This is a genomic window from Mycolicibacterium sp. XJ879 (genome assembly GCF_053483935.1).
Genome location: NZ_JBEFTH010000004.1, coordinates 84,582 through 103,010 on the forward strand (window position 1 = coordinate 84,582; position 18,429 = coordinate 103,010).

Annotated in this window: 22 protein-coding genes; 19 read left to right on the forward strand and 3 right to left on the reverse strand. The window is 67.2% G+C overall.

Going from position 1 to position 18,429, the window contains the following annotated elements:
* Positions 1-13: 13 nt before the first annotated feature.
* Both ABQF13_RS10905 and mftR read right to left on the reverse strand, forming a co-directional pair.
* The gene (locus ABQF13_RS10905) at positions 14-1,660 is read right to left on the reverse strand and encodes an NAD-dependent malic enzyme (protein WP_448392764.1); all 1,647 of its coding nucleotides are present in this window, start codon (positions 1,658-1,660) and stop codon (positions 14-16) included.
* A 64-nt stretch (positions 1,661-1,724) separates the two neighbouring features.
* Positions 1,725-2,327, reverse strand: coding sequence for a mycofactocin system transcriptional regulator MftR (mftR, locus tag ABQF13_RS10910; RefSeq protein WP_448392765.1), 603 nt, complete (start codon positions 2,325-2,327; stop codon positions 1,725-1,727).
* A gap of 95 nt (positions 2,328-2,422) precedes the next feature.
* Here mftR and mftA point away from each other — a divergent pair, with 95 nt between their 5' ends.
* The 7 genes from mftA to mftG all read left to right on the forward strand — a co-directional run bounded on the left by mftA (position 2,423) and on the right by mftG (position 8,940).
* Positions 2,423-2,515, forward strand: coding sequence for a mycofactocin precursor MftA (mftA, locus tag ABQF13_RS10915; RefSeq protein WP_448392766.1), 93 nt, complete (start codon positions 2,423-2,425; stop codon positions 2,513-2,515).
* Between the two features lie 14 nt (positions 2,516-2,529).
* Complete coding sequence (mftB, locus tag ABQF13_RS10920; protein WP_448393127.1) at positions 2,530-2,835, forward strand: mycofactocin biosynthesis chaperone MftB; 306 nt, start codon at positions 2,530-2,532, stop codon at positions 2,833-2,835.
* Positions 2,832-4,031, forward strand: coding sequence for a mycofactocin radical SAM maturase (gene mftC / locus ABQF13_RS10925; protein ID WP_448392767.1), 1,200 nt, complete (start codon positions 2,832-2,834; stop codon positions 4,029-4,031). Before mftB ends, mftC begins: the two co-directional genes overlap by 4 nt.
* 2 nt (positions 4,032-4,033) lie before the next feature.
* The gene (gene mftD, locus ABQF13_RS10930; protein WP_448392768.1) at positions 4,034-5,227 is read left to right on the forward strand and encodes a pre-mycofactocin synthase MftD; all 1,194 of its coding nucleotides are present in this window, start codon (positions 4,034-4,036) and stop codon (positions 5,225-5,227) included.
* A gap of 117 nt (positions 5,228-5,344) precedes the next feature.
* Positions 5,345-6,088 carry a mycofactocin biosynthesis peptidyl-dipeptidase MftE gene (gene mftE, locus ABQF13_RS10935; RefSeq protein WP_448392769.1) on the forward strand — a complete coding sequence of 248 codons (744 nt, stop codon included), beginning with the start codon at positions 5,345-5,347 and terminating at the stop codon, positions 6,086-6,088.
* Entirely contained in the window at positions 6,085-7,497 is a 1,413-nt protein-coding gene (mftF, locus tag ABQF13_RS10940; protein WP_448392770.1) for a mycofactocin biosynthesis glycosyltransferase MftF, read from the forward strand. The genes mftE and mftF overlap by 4 nt, the downstream gene beginning before the upstream one ends.
* A gap of 9 nt (positions 7,498-7,506) precedes the next feature.
* Positions 7,507-8,940, forward strand: coding sequence for a mycofactocin dehydrogenase MftG (gene mftG, locus ABQF13_RS10945; RefSeq protein WP_448392771.1), 1,434 nt, complete (start codon positions 7,507-7,509; stop codon positions 8,938-8,940).
* Positions 8,941-9,027: 87 nt separating this feature from the next.
* On the opposite strand, the gene ABQF13_RS10950 is transcribed toward mftG, so the two are convergent.
* Positions 9,028-10,278, reverse strand: a complete 1,251-nt coding sequence (locus tag ABQF13_RS10950; protein WP_448392772.1) for a cytochrome P450 — start codon at positions 10,276-10,278, stop codon at positions 9,028-9,030.
* A gap of 150 nt (positions 10,279-10,428) precedes the next feature.
* Here ABQF13_RS10950 and ABQF13_RS10955 point away from each other — a divergent pair, with 150 nt between their 5' ends.
* From ABQF13_RS10955 to rpsQ, 12 genes are all read left to right on the forward strand, one after another.
* Positions 10,429-11,967: a carboxylesterase/lipase family protein gene (locus ABQF13_RS10955; protein ID WP_448392773.1), complete on the forward strand. Its 1,539-nt coding sequence runs from the start codon at positions 10,429-10,431 to the stop codon at positions 11,965-11,967.
* A 553-nt stretch (positions 11,968-12,520) separates the two neighbouring features.
* Entirely contained in the window at positions 12,521-12,826 is a 306-nt protein-coding gene (gene rpsJ, locus ABQF13_RS10960) for a 30S ribosomal protein S10 (protein ID WP_003883485.1), read from the forward strand.
* Positions 12,827-12,840: 14 nt separating this feature from the next.
* Entirely contained in the window at positions 12,841-13,491 is a 651-nt protein-coding gene (gene rplC / locus ABQF13_RS10965) for a 50S ribosomal protein L3 (RefSeq protein ID WP_448392774.1), read from the forward strand.
* A 2-nt stretch (positions 13,492-13,493) separates the two neighbouring features.
* The gene (rplD, locus tag ABQF13_RS10970; protein WP_448392775.1) at positions 13,494-14,150 is read left to right on the forward strand and encodes a 50S ribosomal protein L4; all 657 of its coding nucleotides are present in this window, start codon (positions 13,494-13,496) and stop codon (positions 14,148-14,150) included.
* On the forward strand, positions 14,150-14,452 hold the full coding sequence (gene rplW, locus ABQF13_RS10975) for a 50S ribosomal protein L23 (protein ID WP_448392776.1): 303 nt from the start codon (positions 14,150-14,152) through the stop codon (positions 14,450-14,452). Before rplD ends, rplW begins: the two co-directional genes overlap by 1 nt.
* A gap of 28 nt (positions 14,453-14,480) precedes the next feature.
* Positions 14,481-15,323 carry a 50S ribosomal protein L2 gene (rplB, locus tag ABQF13_RS10980; RefSeq protein ID WP_448392777.1) on the forward strand — a complete coding sequence of 281 codons (843 nt, stop codon included), beginning with the start codon at positions 14,481-14,483 and terminating at the stop codon, positions 15,321-15,323.
* Positions 15,324-15,332: 9 nt separating this feature from the next.
* Positions 15,333-15,614, forward strand: coding sequence for a 30S ribosomal protein S19 (rpsS, locus tag ABQF13_RS10985; protein ID WP_006245110.1), 282 nt, complete (start codon positions 15,333-15,335; stop codon positions 15,612-15,614).
* Positions 15,614-16,213: a 50S ribosomal protein L22 gene (gene rplV, locus ABQF13_RS10990; protein WP_448392778.1), complete on the forward strand. Its 600-nt coding sequence runs from the start codon at positions 15,614-15,616 to the stop codon at positions 16,211-16,213. Before rpsS ends, rplV begins: the two co-directional genes overlap by 1 nt.
* Complete coding sequence (gene rpsC / locus ABQF13_RS10995) at positions 16,213-17,070, forward strand: 30S ribosomal protein S3 (protein WP_448392779.1); 858 nt, start codon at positions 16,213-16,215, stop codon at positions 17,068-17,070. The genes rplV and rpsC overlap by 1 nt, the downstream gene beginning before the upstream one ends.
* A gap of 2 nt (positions 17,071-17,072) precedes the next feature.
* Positions 17,073-17,489, forward strand: coding sequence for a 50S ribosomal protein L16 (gene rplP / locus ABQF13_RS11000; RefSeq protein WP_046753689.1), 417 nt, complete (start codon positions 17,073-17,075; stop codon positions 17,487-17,489).
* Positions 17,489-17,722, forward strand: a complete 234-nt coding sequence (gene rpmC, locus ABQF13_RS11005) for a 50S ribosomal protein L29 (RefSeq protein ID WP_064345597.1) — start codon at positions 17,489-17,491, stop codon at positions 17,720-17,722. Before rplP ends, rpmC begins: the two co-directional genes overlap by 1 nt.
* The gene (gene rpsQ / locus ABQF13_RS11010; RefSeq protein ID WP_448392780.1) at positions 17,722-18,036 is read left to right on the forward strand and encodes a 30S ribosomal protein S17; all 315 of its coding nucleotides are present in this window, start codon (positions 17,722-17,724) and stop codon (positions 18,034-18,036) included. The genes rpmC and rpsQ overlap by 1 nt, the downstream gene beginning before the upstream one ends.
* The last annotated feature ends 393 nt before the right edge of the window (positions 18,037-18,429 follow it).

Here is an 18,429-nt window from a genome sequence, read left to right on the forward strand (position 1 = left end):
GGCGAAATTATTTTCAGCCCCGGTATTCCGGCTCCCACCGCACCTGCGCGATCCGGGCCGCCAGTTCGGCCGGGCTACGGTGCGGGGCCACACCGTCGGTGACGGCCTGGACGGCGACGGCGTGTGCGATACCCACAGCGATCTCGGGTAGTTGCGACCACGCCGGCAACAGCGGTCGAGCCGGATCGGTGAGGGCGGGGGAGGCGTCACCGAGGGCAGCTGCCGCGGCCCGCATCATCTCGTCAGTGACGCGGCGGGCCTGCGCGGCGGTGACGGCCAAGCCGACGGCGGGGAAGATGTAGGCGTTGTTGCACTGGGTGACCGGGTGTTCGACGCCGCCGCGGCGCAACGGAGCGAACGGGGAGCCGGTGGCGATCAGCGCGCGGCCCTCGGTCCACTCGTCGAGTTCAGCCGGGTGGGCCTCGGCACGGCTGGTGGGGTTAGACAGCGGAAAGATGATCGGCCGCGGTGTCTTGGCCGCAACCTCACGCACGATTTGTTCAGTGAAAGCCCCTGCGGCAGTGGATAGCCCGATCAGCACGCCGACATCCACATGGTGCGCGACGTCGGCGAGCTGAGGTGGTTCGGTCAGTCCCCAGTCGGCGACGCGCCCTGCCGGCTGGGCGAACTTGTGTTGGTCCGGCGACAGATCGGTGCGGTCGTCGGTGAGCAGGCCCTTGATGTCGACGACCCAGATCTGCGCGGCGGCCTGCTGCGGCGACAGCCCTTCGGCGACCATCTGACGATGCACCATCTCCAGCACCCCGATACCGGCCGAACCGGCGCCCAGCATCACCACCTGCTGCTGTGACAGCGGCAGGCCCGCGACCTTGGCGGCGCCGTGCAGCGCACCGAGGGTGACCGCCGCGGTGCCCTGGATGTCGTCGTTGAATGTGAGCAGCCGGTCGCGGTAGCGCCGCAAGATCGGCAACGCGTGTGCGTTGGCGAAATCCTCCCACTGCAGCAGCACATCGGGCAGTTCTTCGGTTACCGTGCTGACGAATTCGTCGATGAACGCGAAATACTCGTCACCGTCGATGCGGCGGTGACGCCAGCCCAGGTACTGCGGATCCTCGAGGAGCTCCACGTTGTCGGTGCCGACGTCGAGCACGATCGGCAGGGTTCGGGCGGGATCGATGCCGCCGATGAGGGTGTAGAGCGAGAGCTTGCCGATCGGAATGCCCATCCCGCCGATGCCCTGGTCGCCCAGGCCGAGGATGCGCTGGCCGTCGGTGACGACGATGACGTCGACGTCATGGAATGACCGGTTGCGCAACACCTCACGCAGCCACTTCCGGTCGGGATAGGACACGAACAACCCGCGCGGGCGTTGGTAGATCTCGCTGAACCGCTGGCACGCCTCTCCGACGGTGGGCGTGTAGACGATCGGCATTGTGTCGCCGATGTGGTCGCGCAGCACTCGGTAGAACAGGGTCTCGTTGCGGTCCTGCAGCGCGCGCAGGTAGATGTGCTTGTCCAAATCCGCACGGCGCCTGCAGAACTCCTGCCAGCAGTGCTCGGCCTGCTGGGCCAGCGTCTTGGTGGCGGTTGGCAGCAGGCCCAGGAGCTTGAACTCGCGACGTTCATCATGGGTGAACGCGGTGCCCTTGGTCCACAACGCGTCGAACAGCAGAGCGTGTCCAGCTTTCTTCTCGGGCATCGAGAAATCCCCTCCGGCGACTGGCCCCCAAGTTAGCGCCGACGTCGTCGATGCGCGAAGCGTTTCAGCGTTCCAGTTCCGAGAGGCCGTCGCTGACCGTGTCGAAGGCCGCCCCGAGTGCCTGCGCCAGCGAAACCGTCTCGTCGGCCAACCAGTGTTCGTAGGCCGACAGGGCCACCCCGAGCATCGTCCATGCCACCGTCTGCGGTGTCAGGTCGGTTGGTCTTCCCCCTAGCCGGCGTGCCACGAACGCCGCGACGACCTTGCGCCAACCGGCATACATTGTCATCGAATAGGCTTGCAGTTCAGCGGTTTCCAGGATCACGCGCATCCGCTGGCGGTGACGGACCGTCTCCGCTTCGTCAAAGGTGTTGAACGCCAGCAGGGCGCCGCGCAGCGCCTCGCCGATCGGCACGCCCGGGTCGAGGTCGGCGAGCAAATCGCGCAGATGGTCGAGGTGGCCGTCGAAGTCACCCCACGGCAGGGCGTTCTTGGAGGGGTAGTAGCGAAACAACGTGCGGCGGGCGATCCCCGCGGCCTCGGCGACGTCCTCGACGCTGACCGCGTCGAAACCCCGCGCGTTGAACAGGTCGATGGCCACGTTGCTGAGGTGGTCGGTGGTCGTGGAGCGTCGACGACCCACGCGCGGCGGGGAATCCGGTCGCATCAGCCCACCCCCACTTTTAATTCGGCACTCGATGCCATATTATGGCGATCTCGCTCACAATTGTCGAGAGTCTGTGATCCGAAAGGTGGACCGCCATGGAGCCGAATCAGCAGGTCGAGAACACCGAGCTGGTGACCGAGACGCTGGTCGAAGAGGTGTCGATCGACGGGATGTGCGGGGTCTACTGACCGTGGCGTCGTCGATGGCGGTGTCCGGCGGCGACGCGGTGTCGCCGACGGGCACGGCGTTCGACCCCGGACGCGGCTGGCGGCTGCACCACCAGGTGGCGGTGCGGCCGGAGCCGTTCGGTGCGCTGCTGTACCACTTCGGGACGCGCAAGCTGTCATTTCTCAAGAACCGGACGATCGTCGACGTGGTCAACACCCTCGCGGATCATCCCGATGTTCGGTCCGCCTGCCGTGCCGCCGGCGTCGACGACGCGCAACAGGCTCCCTACCTGCATGCACTGTGTGTGCTTGCCCAATCGAAAATGCTGGTACCGCAATGACTTCTGTAGATATGCCGCCCGCGCCGGCGCCGGTTCCACGTCTGATCGAGCAGTTCGAGCACGGACTGGACGCCCCGATCTGCCTGACCTGGGAACTCACCTACGCCTGCAACCTGGCCTGCGTGCACTGCCTGTCCTCATCGGGCAAACGTGATCCGCGTGAGCTGAGCACCCAGCAGTGCAAGGACATCATCGACGAGCTCGAGCGCATGCAAGTGTTCTACGTCAACATCGGTGGCGGCGAACCGACTGTGCGTCCTGACTTCTGGGAGCTCGTCGACTACGCCACCGACCATCACGTCGGCGTGAAGTTCTCCACCAACGGGGTGCGCATCACCCCGGAGGTGGCCGCGCGGCTGGCCGCCAGCGACTACGTCGACGTGCAGATCTCCCTGGACGGCGCGACCGCCGAGGTCAACGACGCCGTCCGCGGCGCCGGATCGTTCGCGATGGCGACCACAGCGCTGCAGAACCTCGCCGACGCGGGCTTCAAGGACGCCAAGATCTCCGTCGTCGTCACCCGCCACAACGTCGACCAGCTCGACGAATTCGCCGCGCTGGCAGCGCAGTACGGTGCGACGCTGCGCATCACCCGGCTGCGGCCCTCCGGCCGCGGCGCCGACGTATGGGACGACCTGCATCCGACCGCCGAACAGCAGGTCCAGCTCTACAACTGGCTGGTGGCCAAGGGCGACCGCGTGCTGACCGGTGACTCCTTCTTCCACCTGTCCGGCCTAGGTGAACCGGGCGCGCTGGCGGGCCTGAACCTGTGCGGGGCCGGGCGGGTGGTGTGCCTCATCGATCCGATCGGCGACGTCTACGCCTGCCCGTTCGCCATCCACGACCGGTTCCTTGCCGGAAACGTCTTGCGCGATAGTGGTTTCGGCACCGGATTCCAGAATGTGTGGAAGAACGCGCCGCTGTTTCAGGAGCTGCGCGAACCGCAGTCCGCAGGTGCGTGCGCAAGCTGCAACCACTACGACAGCTGCCGCGGCGGTTGCATGGCCGCGAAGTTCTTCACGGGCCTGCCGATGGACGGTCCTGACCCCGAATGCGTCGAGGGCTACGGCGCCCCCGCGCTGGCCCGCGAGCGCGACAAGCCGCGGCCCAGCCAAGACCACTCCCGCAGTCAGCCGGTCATGCTCAAGCTGTTGACCAAACCTCCGGCCCGGCTGTGCAACGAAAGCCCGGTGTAGGAATGACGCGAGATACCTGGTTCGAAACCGTCGCGATCGCCCAGCAGCGGGCCAGGAAGCGGCTGCCCAAGTCGGTGTACGCGGCGCTGATCGCGGCCAGCGAGAAGGGTGTGACGGTCGCCGACAACGTCGACGCCTTCGCCGAGTTGGGCTTCGCGCCCCACGTGGTCGGCGGGGTTGAGAAGCGTGACTTGGCGACAACCGTGATGGGACAAGATATTTCGATGCCCGTCGTGATCTCGCCGACGGGCGTGCAGGCGGTGCATCCGGACGGGGAGGTCGCCGTCGCGCGCGCGGCCGCAGCGCGCGGCACTGCGATGGGGCTGTCGTCGTTCGCCAGCAAGCCGATCGAAGAAGTGATCGCCGCCAACCCGAAGACGTTCTTCCAGGTGTACTGGCTGGGTGGTCGCGACGCCATCGCCGCCCGCGTCCAGCGGGCCCGGGAGGCCGGCGCGGCCGGCCTGATCGTCACCACCGACTGGAGCTTCTCCCACGGTCGGGACTGGGGCAGCCCCAAGATCCCCGAGCAGATGGACCTGCGCACCACGGTCCGGATGCTGCCCGAAGGGCTGACCCGCCCGCGCTGGTTCCTGCAATGGGCCAAAACCCTGCGTCCGCCCAACCTGCAGGTGCCCAACCAGGCGGCCCGCGGTGAACCCGGCCCGCCGTTTTTCGCGGCGTATGGCGAGTGGATGTCCACCCCGCCGCCGACCTGGGCCGACATCGCCTGGCTGCGGGAACTGTGGGGCGGACCGTTCATGCTCAAGGGCGTGATGCGGGTCGACGACGCCAAACGTGCTGTGGACGCAGGTGTTTCAGCGATCTCGGTATCCAACCACGGCGGGAACAACCTCGACGGAACGCCCGCGTCGATCCGGGCCCTGCCCGCGATCGCAGAGGCCGTCGGCGACCAGGTCGAGGTGTTGCTGGACGGCGGCATCCGGCGGGGCAGCGACGTCGTCAAGGCGGTGGCACTCGGTGCGCGCGCGGTCATGATCGGCCGGGCTTATCTGTGGGGGCTGGCGGCCAACGGACAGGCCGGCGTCGAGAACGTCCTCGACGTCCTGCGCGGTGGCATCGACTCGGCCCTGCTGGGCCTGGGGCTGGCCGCCGTGCAGGATCTTGCGCCCGAGCACGTGCTCGTCCCGCCGGGGTTTGTGCAGGCGCTGGGGGTACCCGCCGATCCGGCGAGCTGAGGCCGTCGCTGCTGGTACAGGCGTGGCGCAGGGGACGGACGTGGTGACTCGGCTGTCGTCGGCGACGACTTCGGAAAATCAATTGCTACGCATGCACCAACAATCGGCGCACGACAGGTGAATTCGGCCTACCATCGGCGGGTGGCTTCCCTTCGCGCGCTCGGTAACGTGACGTCGAGGCAGCTACAGAACGCGTCATCAGCGTTGATCGTTCCGGTCGGATCGACCGAACAGCATGGACCCCACCTGCCACTGGACACCGACACCCGCATCGCGACCGCGGTGGCCTACGCCGTCGGGCAGCGGATGACCGACCGAGATGAATCGAACTGGATGGTCGGGCCGGCGATCGGGTACGGCGCCAGCGGCGAGCATGAGGGGTTCAGCGGCACCATCTCGATCGGCACCTCGGCTCTGCACCTTTTGCTGCTGGAGTTCGGCCGGTCAGCCTCGCGGTGGGCCTCGCGTGTCATCTTCGTCAACGGCCACGGCGGAAACGTCGACGCCTTGGTCAGCGCGACGACTCTGCTTCGCCGCGAAGGCCGGGATGCCGCATGGTGCTCGTGCAGCGTGGCGAGCGCCGACGCGCACGCCGGCCATACCGAAACCTCTGTACTGCTACATATTTCGCCGAAGGACGTGAGGCTCGACGAACGCGTGCCCGGTAACCGAGCGCCGCTGGCGGAGCTCATGCCCCAGATGCGTCGCGGCGGCGTCGCCGCGGTCAGCGAGGTGGGTGTGCTCGGCGACCCCACCACTGCGTCCGCGCAGGAGGGCACGTACTTGTTCGCGAGCATGGTCGACGGCTGCGTGCAGCGGATCGCCCGCTGGGCGCCGGGGCGCGACGGGATGTTGACATGACGGGCCCGCGGCTGCCGGATGGGTTCGCGATCCAGGTGGATCGCCGCGTCAAGGTGCTCGGCGAGGGCTCCGCGCTGCTCGGTGGATCCCCCACCCGGTTGCTGCGCCTGGCGCCGGCCGCACGGACCATGCTCAACGCGGGCCGCCTCGAAGTGCACGACGCCGTCAGCGCACAGCTCGCACGCACACTGCTCGACGCGACCGTCGCACATCCGCGACCGGCCACCGGACCCTCGCACCGTGATGTGACGGTCGTTATCCCGGTGCGCGACAACACAACTGGACTGCATCGTCTGGTCGCCTCGCTGCGCGGGCTGCGCGTCATCGTGGTGGACGACGGGTCGATCGCCCCGGTCCAACCGGCCGATTTCACCGACATGCACTGCGACGTCACCGTGCTGCGCCACGACCGCAGCAGGGGACCGGCGGCAGCGCGCAACGCCGGCATGGCGGCGTGCGGCACCGACTATGTGGCCTTCCTGGACTCCGACGTGGTGCCCCGGCGCGGATGGCTGGAGGCCCTGTTGGGCCATTTCTGCGACCCCGCGGTCGCGCTGGTCGCCCCCCGCATCGTCGGGCTGCGCGAGCCAGTCAACACCGTCGCCCGCTACGAAGCCGTGCGCTCCTCGCTCGACCTCGGCGTGCGTGAGGCGCCCGTCGTACCCTACGGCACCGTGTCCTACGTGCCCAGCGCCGCGATCATCTGCCGCCGTTCGGTGCTCAAGGAGATCGGTGGATTCGACGAGACGCTGAGGTCCGGCGAAGACGTCGACCTGTGCTGGAGGTTGATCGAGGCAGGAGCCCGGCTGCGCTATGAGCCGGTCGCGCTCGTCGCCCACGATCACCGCACACAGGTTCGAGAATGGCTCTCGCGCAAGTCTTTTTACGGCTCGGCGGCCGCGCCGCTTGCGGTACGCCACCCCGGCAAGACCGCGCCGCTGGTGATCTCGGGGTGGACGCTTGTGGTGTGGATGCTGCTGGTGATGGGCTCGGGCTTCGGATATCTGGCGTCGATGGTGGTCGCCACCATCACCGGTCGTCGCATCGCCAGGTCCCTGTCCACGGTGGAGACCGAGCCCAAGGAAGTCGCGGTGGTGGCCGCGCACGGCCTGTGGTCGGCGGCGCTGCAACTCGCTTCGGCGATCTGCCGGCACTACTGGCCGGTCGCGCTGATCGCCGCACTGCTGTCGCGACGGTGCCGGCAGGTGGTGCTGGTGGCTGCGGTGGTCGACGGGGTGGTGGACTGGATCGGCCGCAACAGCAAGGCCGAGGAGGACGCCAAACCCATCGGCCTGCTCACCTACATCCTGCTCAAACGACTCGACGACATCGCCTACGGAGCCGGTCTGTGGACCGGCGTGGTACGGGAACGCCATTTCGGTGCGCTCAAGCCCCAGATCAGGACCTGAAGTTCCGCCTTGCACAGCGACGTACTCATTGTCGGTGCGGGAAGTGCCGGATCTGTGTTGGCCGAACGCCTTTCAGCAGACCCGGACTGCCGGGTCACCGTCGTGGAGGCTGGGCCGGGCCCATCCGACCCGCAGGTGCTCATCCAGATTCAAGACGGGCTGCGGCTGCCGATCGGCGCGGCCAGTTCGGTGGTGCGCAGGTATCCCACGACGCTGACGTCGTCGCCGCAACGCCACGCACAAATCATGCGCGGCGCCGTCGTCGGCGGATCCGGAGCGGTCAACGGCGGCTATTTCTGTCGCGGGCTGCCGAGCGACTTCGACGGTTGGGGGTTACCGGGCTGGACGTGGGAGGAGGTGCTCACGCATTTCCTGGCGATCGAGACCGACCTGGACTTCGACACCCCGATCCACGGGTCGGCCGGCCCGATTTCGGTGCGTCGGGTTGCCGAATTCGAGGGCTGCACCGCCGCTTTCGTTGATGCGGCGATAGGCGCCGGATATCCCTGGATACCCGACCTCAACGGGTCCACGGCCGACACCTCGCTTCCGGCTGGGGTCGGCGCTGTCCCGCTGAACGTCGAGAAGGGAACCCGGGTGGGCCCCGGCGGCGCGTTTCTGCAGCCGGCGATGAGCCGGGCGAACCTCACCGTGCTGACCAACCATCGGGCCGCGCGGGTTCGCATCGACCGGAGCCGGGCAACAGGGCTGGACTGTATCGGTCCGAACGGCGCTGTCGAGCTGGCGGCGGATCGAATCGTGTTGTGCGCCGGTGCAATCGGCTCAGCGCATCTGTTGATGCTGTCGGGTGTCGGGCCGGAGAACGTCCTGCGCACAGCGGGGATCCAGGTGCATGCGGCGCTTCCGGTCGGCGCCTCCACCGCCGATCATCCGGAGTGGGTGCTGCCGGTGAACTGGTCGCCCAGCCGCGCGGCGCTACCTTTGGAGGCGGTGCTGACCACCGCTGATGGACTCGAGATCAGACCCTACACAGCGGGTTTCGGCGCAATGGTGAGCGGGCGCCGCAACGATCCCGCCGACCGGCCGCATCTCGGTGTGACGTTGATGCAACCGCGTTCGCGGGGGCGCGTCACCGTCACATCAGCGGACCCGACCGTGCCGCCGACCATCGAGCACCGCTACGACAGCGAGCCCGACGACGTGGCCCAGCTGCAGGCGGGCGCCGAGCTGGCCCGCGAACTGGTCGACGCCACCACCGATGTCGGCGCGGTGTCGTGGTCCACCTCGCAGCATCTCTGCGGCACCGCGCCGATGGGGTCCGACGACGACCCCGCGGCCGTCGTCGACCCGCGATGCCGGGTCCGCGGCATGGACGGCCTCTGGGTGGTCGACGGATCGCTGCTACCGACGATCACCAGCCGCGGCCCGCACGCCACCATCGTGATGCTGGGGCATCGCGCCGCGGAGTTCGTCACGGGCTGATTTTCTTCCGGCGAGCAGACGCAAAGTCGTACTAAACACGCGGATTCGGCAACACTTTGCGTCTGCTCGCCACAAAGGGCGAGTCGCTCAGCGCAGCGAGTAGCGGATCGGCAGGTGCTTGAGCCCGCCGACGAACACCGTCGACGTCAGTTCCGGCTCGCCGGCCAACTCGATCGACTCCAGGCGGGGGAGCAGTTCGGTGAAGAAGCTGTTGATCTCCATCCGGGCCAGCGCCGCACCGAGGCAGAAGTGCACGCCGTAACCGAACGCGACGTGCTTGTTCGGATCGCGACCGACGTCGAACTTGAACGGCTCGTCGAACACATCCTCGTCGCGGTTAGCGGAAACATAAGCGAGGTAGACGGATTCGCCCTGTTTGATCGGTACGCCACGCACCTCGGCATCGGCGGCGGCGGTGCGCATGAACTCCTTGACCGGGGTGGTCCAGCGGATCATCTCTTCGACGGCGGTGGGCATCAGGTCCGGGTTCTCCTTCAGCCGAGCGAGCTGAGCGGGATTCTCGATCAGCGCCTGTAGCCCACCGGAGATCGCGTGGCTGGTGGTGTCATGCCCGGCGGTGGCCACGATCACGTAGTAGGACAGACAGTCGACGTCGGAGAGCAGTTCCCCGTCGACGCGACCGTTGGCGATCGCGGATGCCAGATCATCGGTGGGATTCGCCCGGCGGGACTCCGTCAGCTTCCGGAAATAGTCGAAGAAGTCCACCAACACCTCCATCTGCTCTTCGGGTGTGGTGCCGCGCTTGTACTCGTCCTCGTCGCCGCCGAAGAGCTCCTGGGTGAGCCGGAGCATGCGCGGGAAGTCCTCCTCGGGCAGGCCGAGCAGCGACATGATTACGTACAGCGGGTAGTTGACCGACACCTCGGTGACGAAGTCGCATTCCGGCCCCACTTCGGCCATCTTGTCGACATAGTGCTTGGCCAGCTCGTCGACCCGCGTCTTCAGCGCGCGCATCGCCTTGGGGCGGAACCAATCTGCGCCGATCGCTCGCACCTTGCGATGGTGCGGATCGTCCATGTGGATCAACGTGCGCAGACCCATGCCGGCCTCGAGTTGCGCCTTGGCGAGGTCGTCGGCCTCCGCGGTCGCCAGCAGCGGCCGGGGCTCAGACAGCCAGAGGTCGTTCGCGCGCTCGATGTCCATGATGTCGGCGTGCTTGGTGATCGCCCAGAACGGCCGGTACGGCGGGTTGTCGACGTAGGCCACCGGGTTGTTGGCCCGTAGGTGGGTAAGCGCCGCGTGTAGCCGTTTGTCGTCGGCGTAGGCCTTCGGATCCGCCAGGACCTTGGCGGCCTCATCCATCGTCGGCGTGCTCATACAGGCTCCTCCATCGCGCTCGACCTAACTTGACGGGTGTCAAGTTACCAGTATATGTGACGAAGCACACGCTGGCATCCAGACGGTGTCAGTAGTCTCGGCGCCGTGCTCTCGGCAACGCTTCGCCCGGTCCCGGCCAAGGTCATAGCGGTGGCCGTGGCATTGGTTGTGCTCTGCTCGTGCGCACAGGGCGGCACTGCCGTCGTCGACGTGCCGGCCGCGCCCGGGGTGGTGCAGACAGACATGGGCGCGGTGCGCGGCACCGTCTCTGCCGATCACCGTTACTTCGCCGGAATCCCTTATGCCGCAGCGCCGGTCGGCCCGCTGCGCTGGCGCCCGCCGCAGCCAGTGCGCAGTTGGGAGGGCCTGCACGACGCCGCGCGGCCCGGCCCACGGTGCGTCCAGGACGCCACCAACGACGTCGACGGCCGGCCCACCAGCGAGGACTGCCTGATCCTCAACGTGTGGACACCGCCGCCGTCCGGCGAGCTCCGGCCGGTGATGGTGTGGATCCACGGCGGGGGCTTCACCAACGGCAGCGGCGACATCTACAACGCGCGCGCGTTGGCCGGCCGCGGCCAAATCGTCGTCGTCACCCTCAATTACCGGCTGGGCGCGCTGGGATTCCTCGCGCATCCCGCGCTGGGTGCGGGCGCCGACGTCGGCAACTACGGGCTGGCCGACCAGCAGGCGGCGCTGCGGTGGGTGCGCGACAACATCGCCGCGTTCGGTGGCGACCCGCAGAAAGTCACGATCGCCGGGGAGTCCGCGGGCGGCATGGCGGTCTGCGACCACCTCGTCGCACCCGACTCGGCCGGGTTGTTTCGGGCGGCGATCATCCAGAGCGCGCCGTGCCAGGCCCAATACGAACTGCCGGCCGCCCAGGAGGTGAGCCTGCGGTACGCGGCCGAGGTCGGGTGCGCCGGCGCCGTCGTCGCCGCGCAGTGCCTACGTGCGTTACCGGCCGACAAGCTGGCGCGCGCCCTGTTCTATGACCGCATCGGCACCGAACAGTTGAGCGGTCCGGTGACCGGAACGGCGAGGCTTCCGGTGGATCCGCTCACCGGGCTGGCCGAAGGGCGCGCGGCACGTGTGCCGGTGTTGATCGGCACGACGGCCGACGAGTTCAACTTGTTCACCGCGCTGCAGTATGTGCGCGGCCGCGCGATCGACGCCGCCCACTATCCCGAGTTGCTCACCGAAGCGTTCGGTGCGCACGCGGAGGCGGTGGCGCAGCGATATCCACCCGACCGCTTCGGAGGCAGTGTGCCGCTGGCGTATTCGGCGGCGACGACGGACGGCGTGTTCGCGTGCGTCGCCGACCGGATGGCCGATGCGCTGGCCGACGGGCGGGCCGTGTACTCCTACGAGTTCGACGATCCCCATGCGCCCGCGCCGGAGCCGTTGCGTGCGGCGCCGTTGCCGGTCGGGGCCGGGCACTCGTTGGAGCTGCGCTATCTGTTCGACGTCGGCGGTGCGCCGGCACTGACCCCAGCGCAGCAGCGGCTATCCGAGCAGATGATCGACTACTGGAGCGAGTTCGTGACGACCGGCTCACCGGGTTCGGGCTGGCCGGAGTTGGGCGACGACGCCGCGGGGGAGCGGATGTTGTTGCAGCCCGACGGCAGCCGGGTGGTCACGACGTTCGAGGAGCGCCACCAGTGCCCGTTCTGGGCGGGCTTGGGTTAGATGGTTTATGCGCCGAAAGGGACAAACGGGCGGAAAAGTGCGAGGCAGATCCCGCCCTTACATCTCTCGGCGGCCGGATCGGCGTCACCAGCACGTGGTCGCGACGGCCATGTGCGGCTATCTTACTCCGCAGTAAGGTAGCCGGGCGTGCGGCCGGGGCGCGGTAGCCTGGTCGGGGCGGCGCCGAGTTCGACATGATGGTGCGATCTACTCGCACTTTTCCGCTCGTTTGTCCCTGTGGGCGAATTTGGCCGAGGCTGCGATCTAAGGCATACTGTTCGGGTTGCCTTGAGCCGGGACGGAGCCCATTTCGGGACTGCCTGGCAGGGGGCATACGACCAGCGCCCCAAGCGGGCGTGTCCGGTCCCCATCTCGATCGCGACGGTTTCCGACGCGGACGGATACGCGTGAGGGCGACACACCCGAGCGCGGGGGTCGGTGAACCATAGACAGGAAAACAGCGGCGGCAATGCCCGCGCGACCGGGTTGGTCTTGGCGCGCGGGTTACAGACCAGGCCCAGCAGGGGCCCGTTAGTAGTGAGGTAGGAGAAGCGTGGCGGGACAGAAGATCCGCATCAGGCTCAAGGCCTACGACCATGAGGCGATCGACGCCTCGGCGCGCAAGATCGTCGAGACGGTCACCCGCACGGGCGCCAGCGTGGTCGGCCCGGTGCCGCTGCCAACTGAGAAGAACGTGTACTGCGTCATCCGCTCACCGCACAAGTACAAGGACTCGCGGGAGCACTTCGAGATGCGTACACACAAGCGACTGATCGACATCCTCGACCCGACGCCGAAGACGGTCGACGCGCTCATGCGTATCGACCTGCCGGCCAGCGTTGACGTCAACATCCAGTAGGAGATTCCAGAGAAATGGCTAGGAGAGGCATTCTGGGCACCAAGCTGGGCATGACGCAGGTGTTCGACGAGAACAACAGGGTCGTGCCGGTGACGGTCGTCAAGGCCGGTCCCAACGTCGTCACGCGCATCCGCACCGCCGAGCGCGACGGCTACAGCGCCGTGCAGCTGGCCTACGGCGAGATCAACCCGCGCAAGGTGAACAAGCCGCTGAAGGGTCAGTACGACGCCGCGGGCGTCAACCCCCGCCGCCATCTCGCTGAGCTGCGGCTCGACGACGGCGCCGCCGACGAATACGAGGTCGGCCAGGAGCTGACCGCCGAGATCTTCAGCGACGGCAGCTATGTCGACGTCACCGGCACCAGCAAGGGCAAGGGCTTCGCCGGCACGATGAAGCGCCACGGCTTTTCCGGTCAGGGCGCCAGCCACGGCGCCCAGGCCGTGCATCGCCGCCCCGGTTCCATCGGCGGCTGCGCGACGCCGGGCCGGGTGTTCAAGGGCACCCGGATGGCGGGCCGGATGGGCAATGACCGCGTCACCACGCAGAACCTGTTGGTGCACAAGGTCGATGCCGAAAACGGCGTGATTTTGATCAAGGGCGCCATCCCCGGCCGCAACGGCGGTCTGGTGATGGTCCGCAGCGCAATCAAGCGAGGCGAGAAGTAGATATGGCTGCCAACACCCTCAAGATTGACGTCCACACCCCGGGCGGCAAGACGGACGGCTCGGTCGAGCTGCCCGCCGCGCTGTTCGACGTCGACGCCAACATCGCACTGATGCACCAGGTGGTGACCGCGCAGCAGGCCGCGGCTCGCCAGGGCACGCACTCGACCAAGACCCGCGCCGAGGTTCGTGGCGGCGGTAAGAAGCCGTACCGGCAGAAGGGCACCGGACGCGCCCGCCAGGGTTCGATCCGCGCGCCGCAGTTCACCGGCGGCGGCATCGTGCACGGCCCGAAGCCGCGGGACTACAGCCAGCGCACCCCGAAGAAGATGATCGCGGCGGCACTGCGCGGCGCGCTGTCGGACCGGGCGCGCAACGGCCGCATCCACGCGGTCACCGAACTGGTTGAGGGCCAGACGCCGTCGACCAAGAGCGCCAAGAGCTTCCTGGCCACCCTGACCGACCGCAAGCAGGTGCTGGTTGTGATCGGGCGCACCGACGAGACCAGCGTCAAGAGCGTGCGCAACCTTCCTGGCGTGCATGTGATTTCGCCGGATCAGCTCAACACCTACGACGTGTTGAAGGCCGACGACGTGGTGTTCAGCGTCGAGGCCCTCAACGCGTACATCAGCTCGAACAGCAATGAGGAGGTGTCGGCCTGATGGCGACCGTCACTGACCCCCGCGACATCATCTTGTCCCCGGTCATCTCGGAGAAGTCCTACGGGCTCATCGAGGACAACGTCTACACCTTCATCGTTCACCCGGACTCGAACAAGACCCAGATCAAGATCGCTATCGAGAAGATCTTCAAGGTCAAGGTCGCGTCGGTGAACACCGCCAACCGGCAGGGCAAGCGCAAGCGCACCCGCACCGGTTACGGCAAGCGCAAGAACACCAAGCGCGCCATCGTCACGCTGGCCGAGGGAAGCAAGCCCATCGATTTGTTCGGAGCACCGGCCTAGCCCGGGGATCAGAGAGACCAAGAGAAACATGGCAATTCGCAAGTACAAGCCGACGACCCCGGGTCGTCGCGGTGCCAGCGTCTCCGATTTCGCCGAGATCACTCGCGACCATCCGGAGAAGTCGCTGGTGCGTCCGCTGCACGGCAAGGGTGGGCGCAACGCGCACGGCCGGATCACCACGCGGCACAAAGGTGGCGGCCACAAGCGCGCCTACCGGGTGATCGACTTCCGTCGCCACGACAAGGACGGCATCAACGCCAAGGTCGCGCACATCGAGTATGACCCCAACCGCACGGCCCACATCGCGCTACTGCACTACTTCGACGGCGAGAAGCGCTACATCATCGCCCCGCAAGGTCTGTCGCAGGGTGACGTGGTGGAGTCGGGTCCCAACGCCGACATCAAGCCCGGTAACAGCCTGCCGCTGCGCAACATCCCCGCCGGTACCGTCATCCACGCCGTGGAGCTGCGGCCCGGCGGCGGCGCCAAGCTGGCCCGCTCGGCGGGTGTGAGCATCCAGCTGCTCGGCAAGGAAGGCACCTACGCCTCGCTGCGTATGCCCTCCGGTGAGATCCGCCGCGTCGACGTGCGCTGCCGCGCCACCGTCGGCCAGGTCGGCAACTCCGAACAGGTCAACATCAACTGGGGCAAGGCCGGCCGGATGCGGTGGAAGGGCAAGCGCCCCAGCGTCCGTGGTGTCGTGATGAACCCGGTCGACCACCCGCACGGCGGCGGTGAGGGCAAGACCTCCGGCGGCCGCCACCCAGTCAGCCCGTGGGGTAAGCCCGAGGGCCGTACCCGCAAGCCCAACAAGCCAAGCGACCAGCTCATCGTCCGACGCCGTCGCACGGGCAAGAAGCATCACCGGTAGGAGTAGACGATGCCACGCAGCCTGAAAAAAGGTCCGTTTGTCGACGACCATCTGCTCAAGAAGGTCGACGTTCAGAACGAGAAGAACACCAAGCAGGTCATCAAGACCTGGTCGCGTCGCTCGACGATCATCCCCGACTTCATCGGGCACACCTTCGCGGTGCACGACGGCCGCAAGCACGTCCCGGTGTTCGTCACCGAGTCGATGGTCGGGCACAAGCTCGGTGAGTTCGCACCGACCCGCACGTTCAAGGGTCACATCAAAGACGACCGGAAGGCCAAGAGGCGCTAATGACTACAGCGACTGAATATCCGACCGCCGTCGCCAAGGCGCGGTTTGTGCGCGTCTCGCCGATGAAGGCGCGCCGGGTCATCGACCTGGTGCGCGGTAAGCCGGTGGCCGATGCGCTCGACATCCTGCGGTGGGCGCCGCAGGCGGCCAGCGAGCCGGTCGCCAAGGTGATCGCCAGCGCTGCCGCCAACGCGCAGAACAACGACGGCCTGGATCCGTCCACCCTGGTGGTGGCCACCATCCACGCCGACGAGGGGCCGACCGCCAAGCGCATCCGCCCCCGCGCACAGGGCCGCGCGTTCCGGATCCGCAAGCGCACCAGCCACATCACGGTGATCCTGGAGAGCCGGCCATCGAAGGACGACGGGGGCGGCAGGTCGGCCAGCGCGTCGCGGGCCCGCCGGGCGCAGGGCAGCAAGGCTGCCGCCGCCAAGAAGGCGCCCGCGAAGAAGAAGGCACCTGCGGAGAAGGCGACCGCCGAAAAGGCAACCGCTGAAAAGGCACCGGCCAAGAAAGCTGCCGCCAAGAAGGCGCCGGCTGAGCAGGCTGCCGCTAAGAAGACTGCTGAAGCGTCCGACGCGAAGGAGGGCTCGGAGTAGTGGGCCAGAAAATCAATCCCCACGGCTTCCGGCTCGGTATCACCACCGGCTGGAAGTCCCGGTGGTATGCAGACAAGCAGTACAAGGACTACGTCAAGGAAGACGTCGCGATCCGGCGGCTGCTGGCCACCGGCCTGGAGCGGGCCGGCATCGCCGACGTGGAGATCGAGCGGACCCGCGACCGGGTGCGCGTCGACATCCACACCGCGCGGCCGGGCATCGTGATCGGCCGCCGCGGCACCGAGGCCGACCGCATCCGCGCCGACCTGGAGAAGCTGACCGGCAAGCAGGTACAGCTGAACATCCTCGAGGTGAAAAACCCGGAGTCCCAGGCACAGTTGGTGGCTCAGGGCGTCGCCGAGCAGTTGAGCAACCGCGTCGCGTTCCGCCGCGCCATGCGTAAGGCGATCCAGTCGGCGATGCGTCAACCCAACGTCAAGGGCATCCGCGTGCAGTGCTCGGGCCGTCTCGGCGGCGCTGAGATGAGCCGTTCGGAGTTCTACCGCGAGGGCCGGGTGCCGCTGCACACGCTGCGCGCCGACATCGACTACGGCCTGTACGAGGCGAAGACGACGTTCGGCCGCATCGGCGTGAAGGTGTGGATCTACAAGGGCGACATCGTCGGTGGCAAGCGCGAGTTGACGGTGGCACCGCCCTCGGAGCGGCCACGTCGCGAGCGCCCGTCGGGTACCCGCCCGCGCCGCAGCGGTGCATCGGGCACCACCGCGACGGGCACCGAGGCCAGCCGCGCGGCTGCCGGGGCCGAAGCCGCCCCTGCGGCGGCCGAGGCTGCAGCGGGCACCGAGGCCGCTGCCGGTGCCGCCGCGGAGACCACGACTGAGAAGACAGAGAGCTGACAATGCTGATTCCCCGTAAGGTCAAGCACCGCAAGCAACATCACCCGAGGCAACGCGGTCTCGCCAGCGGCGGCACCACGGTGAGTTTCGGTGACTACGGCATCCAGGCACTGGAGCACGCCTACATCACCAACCGCCAGATCGAGTCCGCCCGTATCGCCATCAACCGGCACATCAAGCGTGGCGGCAAGGTGTGGATCAACATCTTCCCGGACCGCCCGCTGACCAAGAAGCCCGCCGAAACCCGGATGGGCTCGGGTAAGGGTTCGCCGGAGTGGTGGGTGGCCAACGTCAAGCCGGGCCGGGTGTTGTTCGAGCTGAGCTACCCCGACGAAGAAACCGCGCGGGCCGCACTTACTCGCGCGATCCACAAGTTGCCGATCAAGGCACGCATCGTTACCCGAGAGGAGCACTTCTGATGGCAGTGGGAGTGACGCCGGGCGAACTGCGCGAATTGACCGACGACGAGCTCAAGGAGCGGCTGCGCGAGTCCAAGGAAGAGCTGTTCAACCTGCGCTTCCAGATGGCTACCGGTCAGCTGAGCAACAACCGCCGGCTTCGAACGGTGCGTCAGGAAATCGCGCGGGTGTACACCGTGCTGCGCGAACGTGAGTTGGGCCTGGCTTCCGGGCCCGTAGGTGAGGATTCGTAATGGCTTCCAAACAAGACCAGGCAAAGCCCAAGGGGCCCAAGCGCACACCGCGCGCCGAAGAGCAGCGCGGCCGCCGCAAGACCGCGATCGGTTACGTGGTCAGCGACAAGATGCAAAAGACCATCGTGGTCGAGCTCGAAGACCGTAAGAGCCACCCGCTCTACGGCAAGATCATCCGCACCACGAAGAAGGTCAAGGCCCACGACGAGAAGGGGGATGCCGGCATCGGCGACCGCGTCTCGCTGATGGAGACCCGCCCGCTGTCGGCCACCAAGCGCTGGCGGCTGGTCGAGATCCTCGAAAAGGCCAAGTAGCCCTCGCGACCACACGCTGAATCGCCCAACTTCGGATGAAGTTGGGCGATTCTGCGTTTATAGACGCGACCTCTTTGCGCCGAGTGTCGAGTTGTCACACGCTATTTCCATTCTGGCGTAGGACAACCCGACACTCGCCGTGGCGTTAGGAGCGTAAATGACTGTCAGTCCACGCGTGAGCAGTTCAAGCTGATCGTCGGCGATTACTGCCGGATGGAGACCGAGGAGGACGACCGGCAGGCGTTCGGGCGGGTCGATCAGCAGCCGGTAGACATCCAACGCCCGGAAAGTTCGTATTTGACTGTCACCGCCTGAATGTTGGGCATACTGATTTGCTGTGACTCGGGGGAATCCACAGTTTTGGTCGAAGTGCGTCAGCGCCGTGTGTGGCGT

Coding starts and splice junctions, on each gene's coding strand:
- rplB (WP_448392777.1), top strand. CDS start 14,481: ATGGCAATTCGCAAGTACAAGCCGACGACCCCGGGTCGTCGCGGTGCC.
- mftD (WP_448392768.1), top strand. CDS start 4,034: ATGACGCGAGATACCTGGTTCGAAACCGTCGCGATCGCCCAGCAGCGG.
- mftA (WP_448392766.1), top strand. CDS start 2,423: ATGGAGCCGAATCAGCAGGTCGAGAACACCGAGCTGGTGACCGAGACG.
- rpmC (WP_064345597.1), top strand. CDS start 17,489: ATGGCAGTGGGAGTGACGCCGGGCGAACTGCGCGAATTGACCGACGAC.
- mftB (WP_448393127.1), top strand. CDS start 2,530: ATGGCGGTGTCCGGCGGCGACGCGGTGTCGCCGACGGGCACGGCGTTC.
- mftC (WP_448392767.1), top strand. CDS start 2,832: ATGACTTCTGTAGATATGCCGCCCGCGCCGGCGCCGGTTCCACGTCTG.
- rplP (WP_046753689.1), top strand. CDS start 17,073: ATGCTGATTCCCCGTAAGGTCAAGCACCGCAAGCAACATCACCCGAGG.
- rplD (WP_448392775.1), top strand. CDS start 13,494: ATGGCTGCCAACACCCTCAAGATTGACGTCCACACCCCGGGCGGCAAG.
- mftF (WP_448392770.1), top strand. CDS start 6,085: ATGACGGGCCCGCGGCTGCCGGATGGGTTCGCGATCCAGGTGGATCGC.
- rplC (WP_448392774.1), top strand. CDS start 12,841: ATGGCTAGGAGAGGCATTCTGGGCACCAAGCTGGGCATGACGCAGGTG.
- rpsQ (WP_448392780.1), top strand. CDS start 17,722: ATGGCTTCCAAACAAGACCAGGCAAAGCCCAAGGGGCCCAAGCGCACA.
- ABQF13_RS10905 (WP_448392764.1), bottom strand. CDS start 1,660: ATGCCCGAGAAGAAAGCTGGACACGCTCTGCTGTTCGACGCGTTGTGG.
- rplW (WP_448392776.1), top strand. CDS start 14,150: ATGGCGACCGTCACTGACCCCCGCGACATCATCTTGTCCCCGGTCATC.
- ABQF13_RS10950 (WP_448392772.1), bottom strand. CDS start 10,278: ATGAGCACGCCGACGATGGATGAGGCCGCCAAGGTCCTGGCGGATCCG.
- rpsS (WP_006245110.1), top strand. CDS start 15,333: ATGCCACGCAGCCTGAAAAAAGGTCCGTTTGTCGACGACCATCTGCTC.
- rplV (WP_448392778.1), top strand. CDS start 15,614: ATGACTACAGCGACTGAATATCCGACCGCCGTCGCCAAGGCGCGGTTT.
- mftR (WP_448392765.1), bottom strand. CDS start 2,327: ATGCGACCGGATTCCCCGCCGCGCGTGGGTCGTCGACGCTCCACGACC.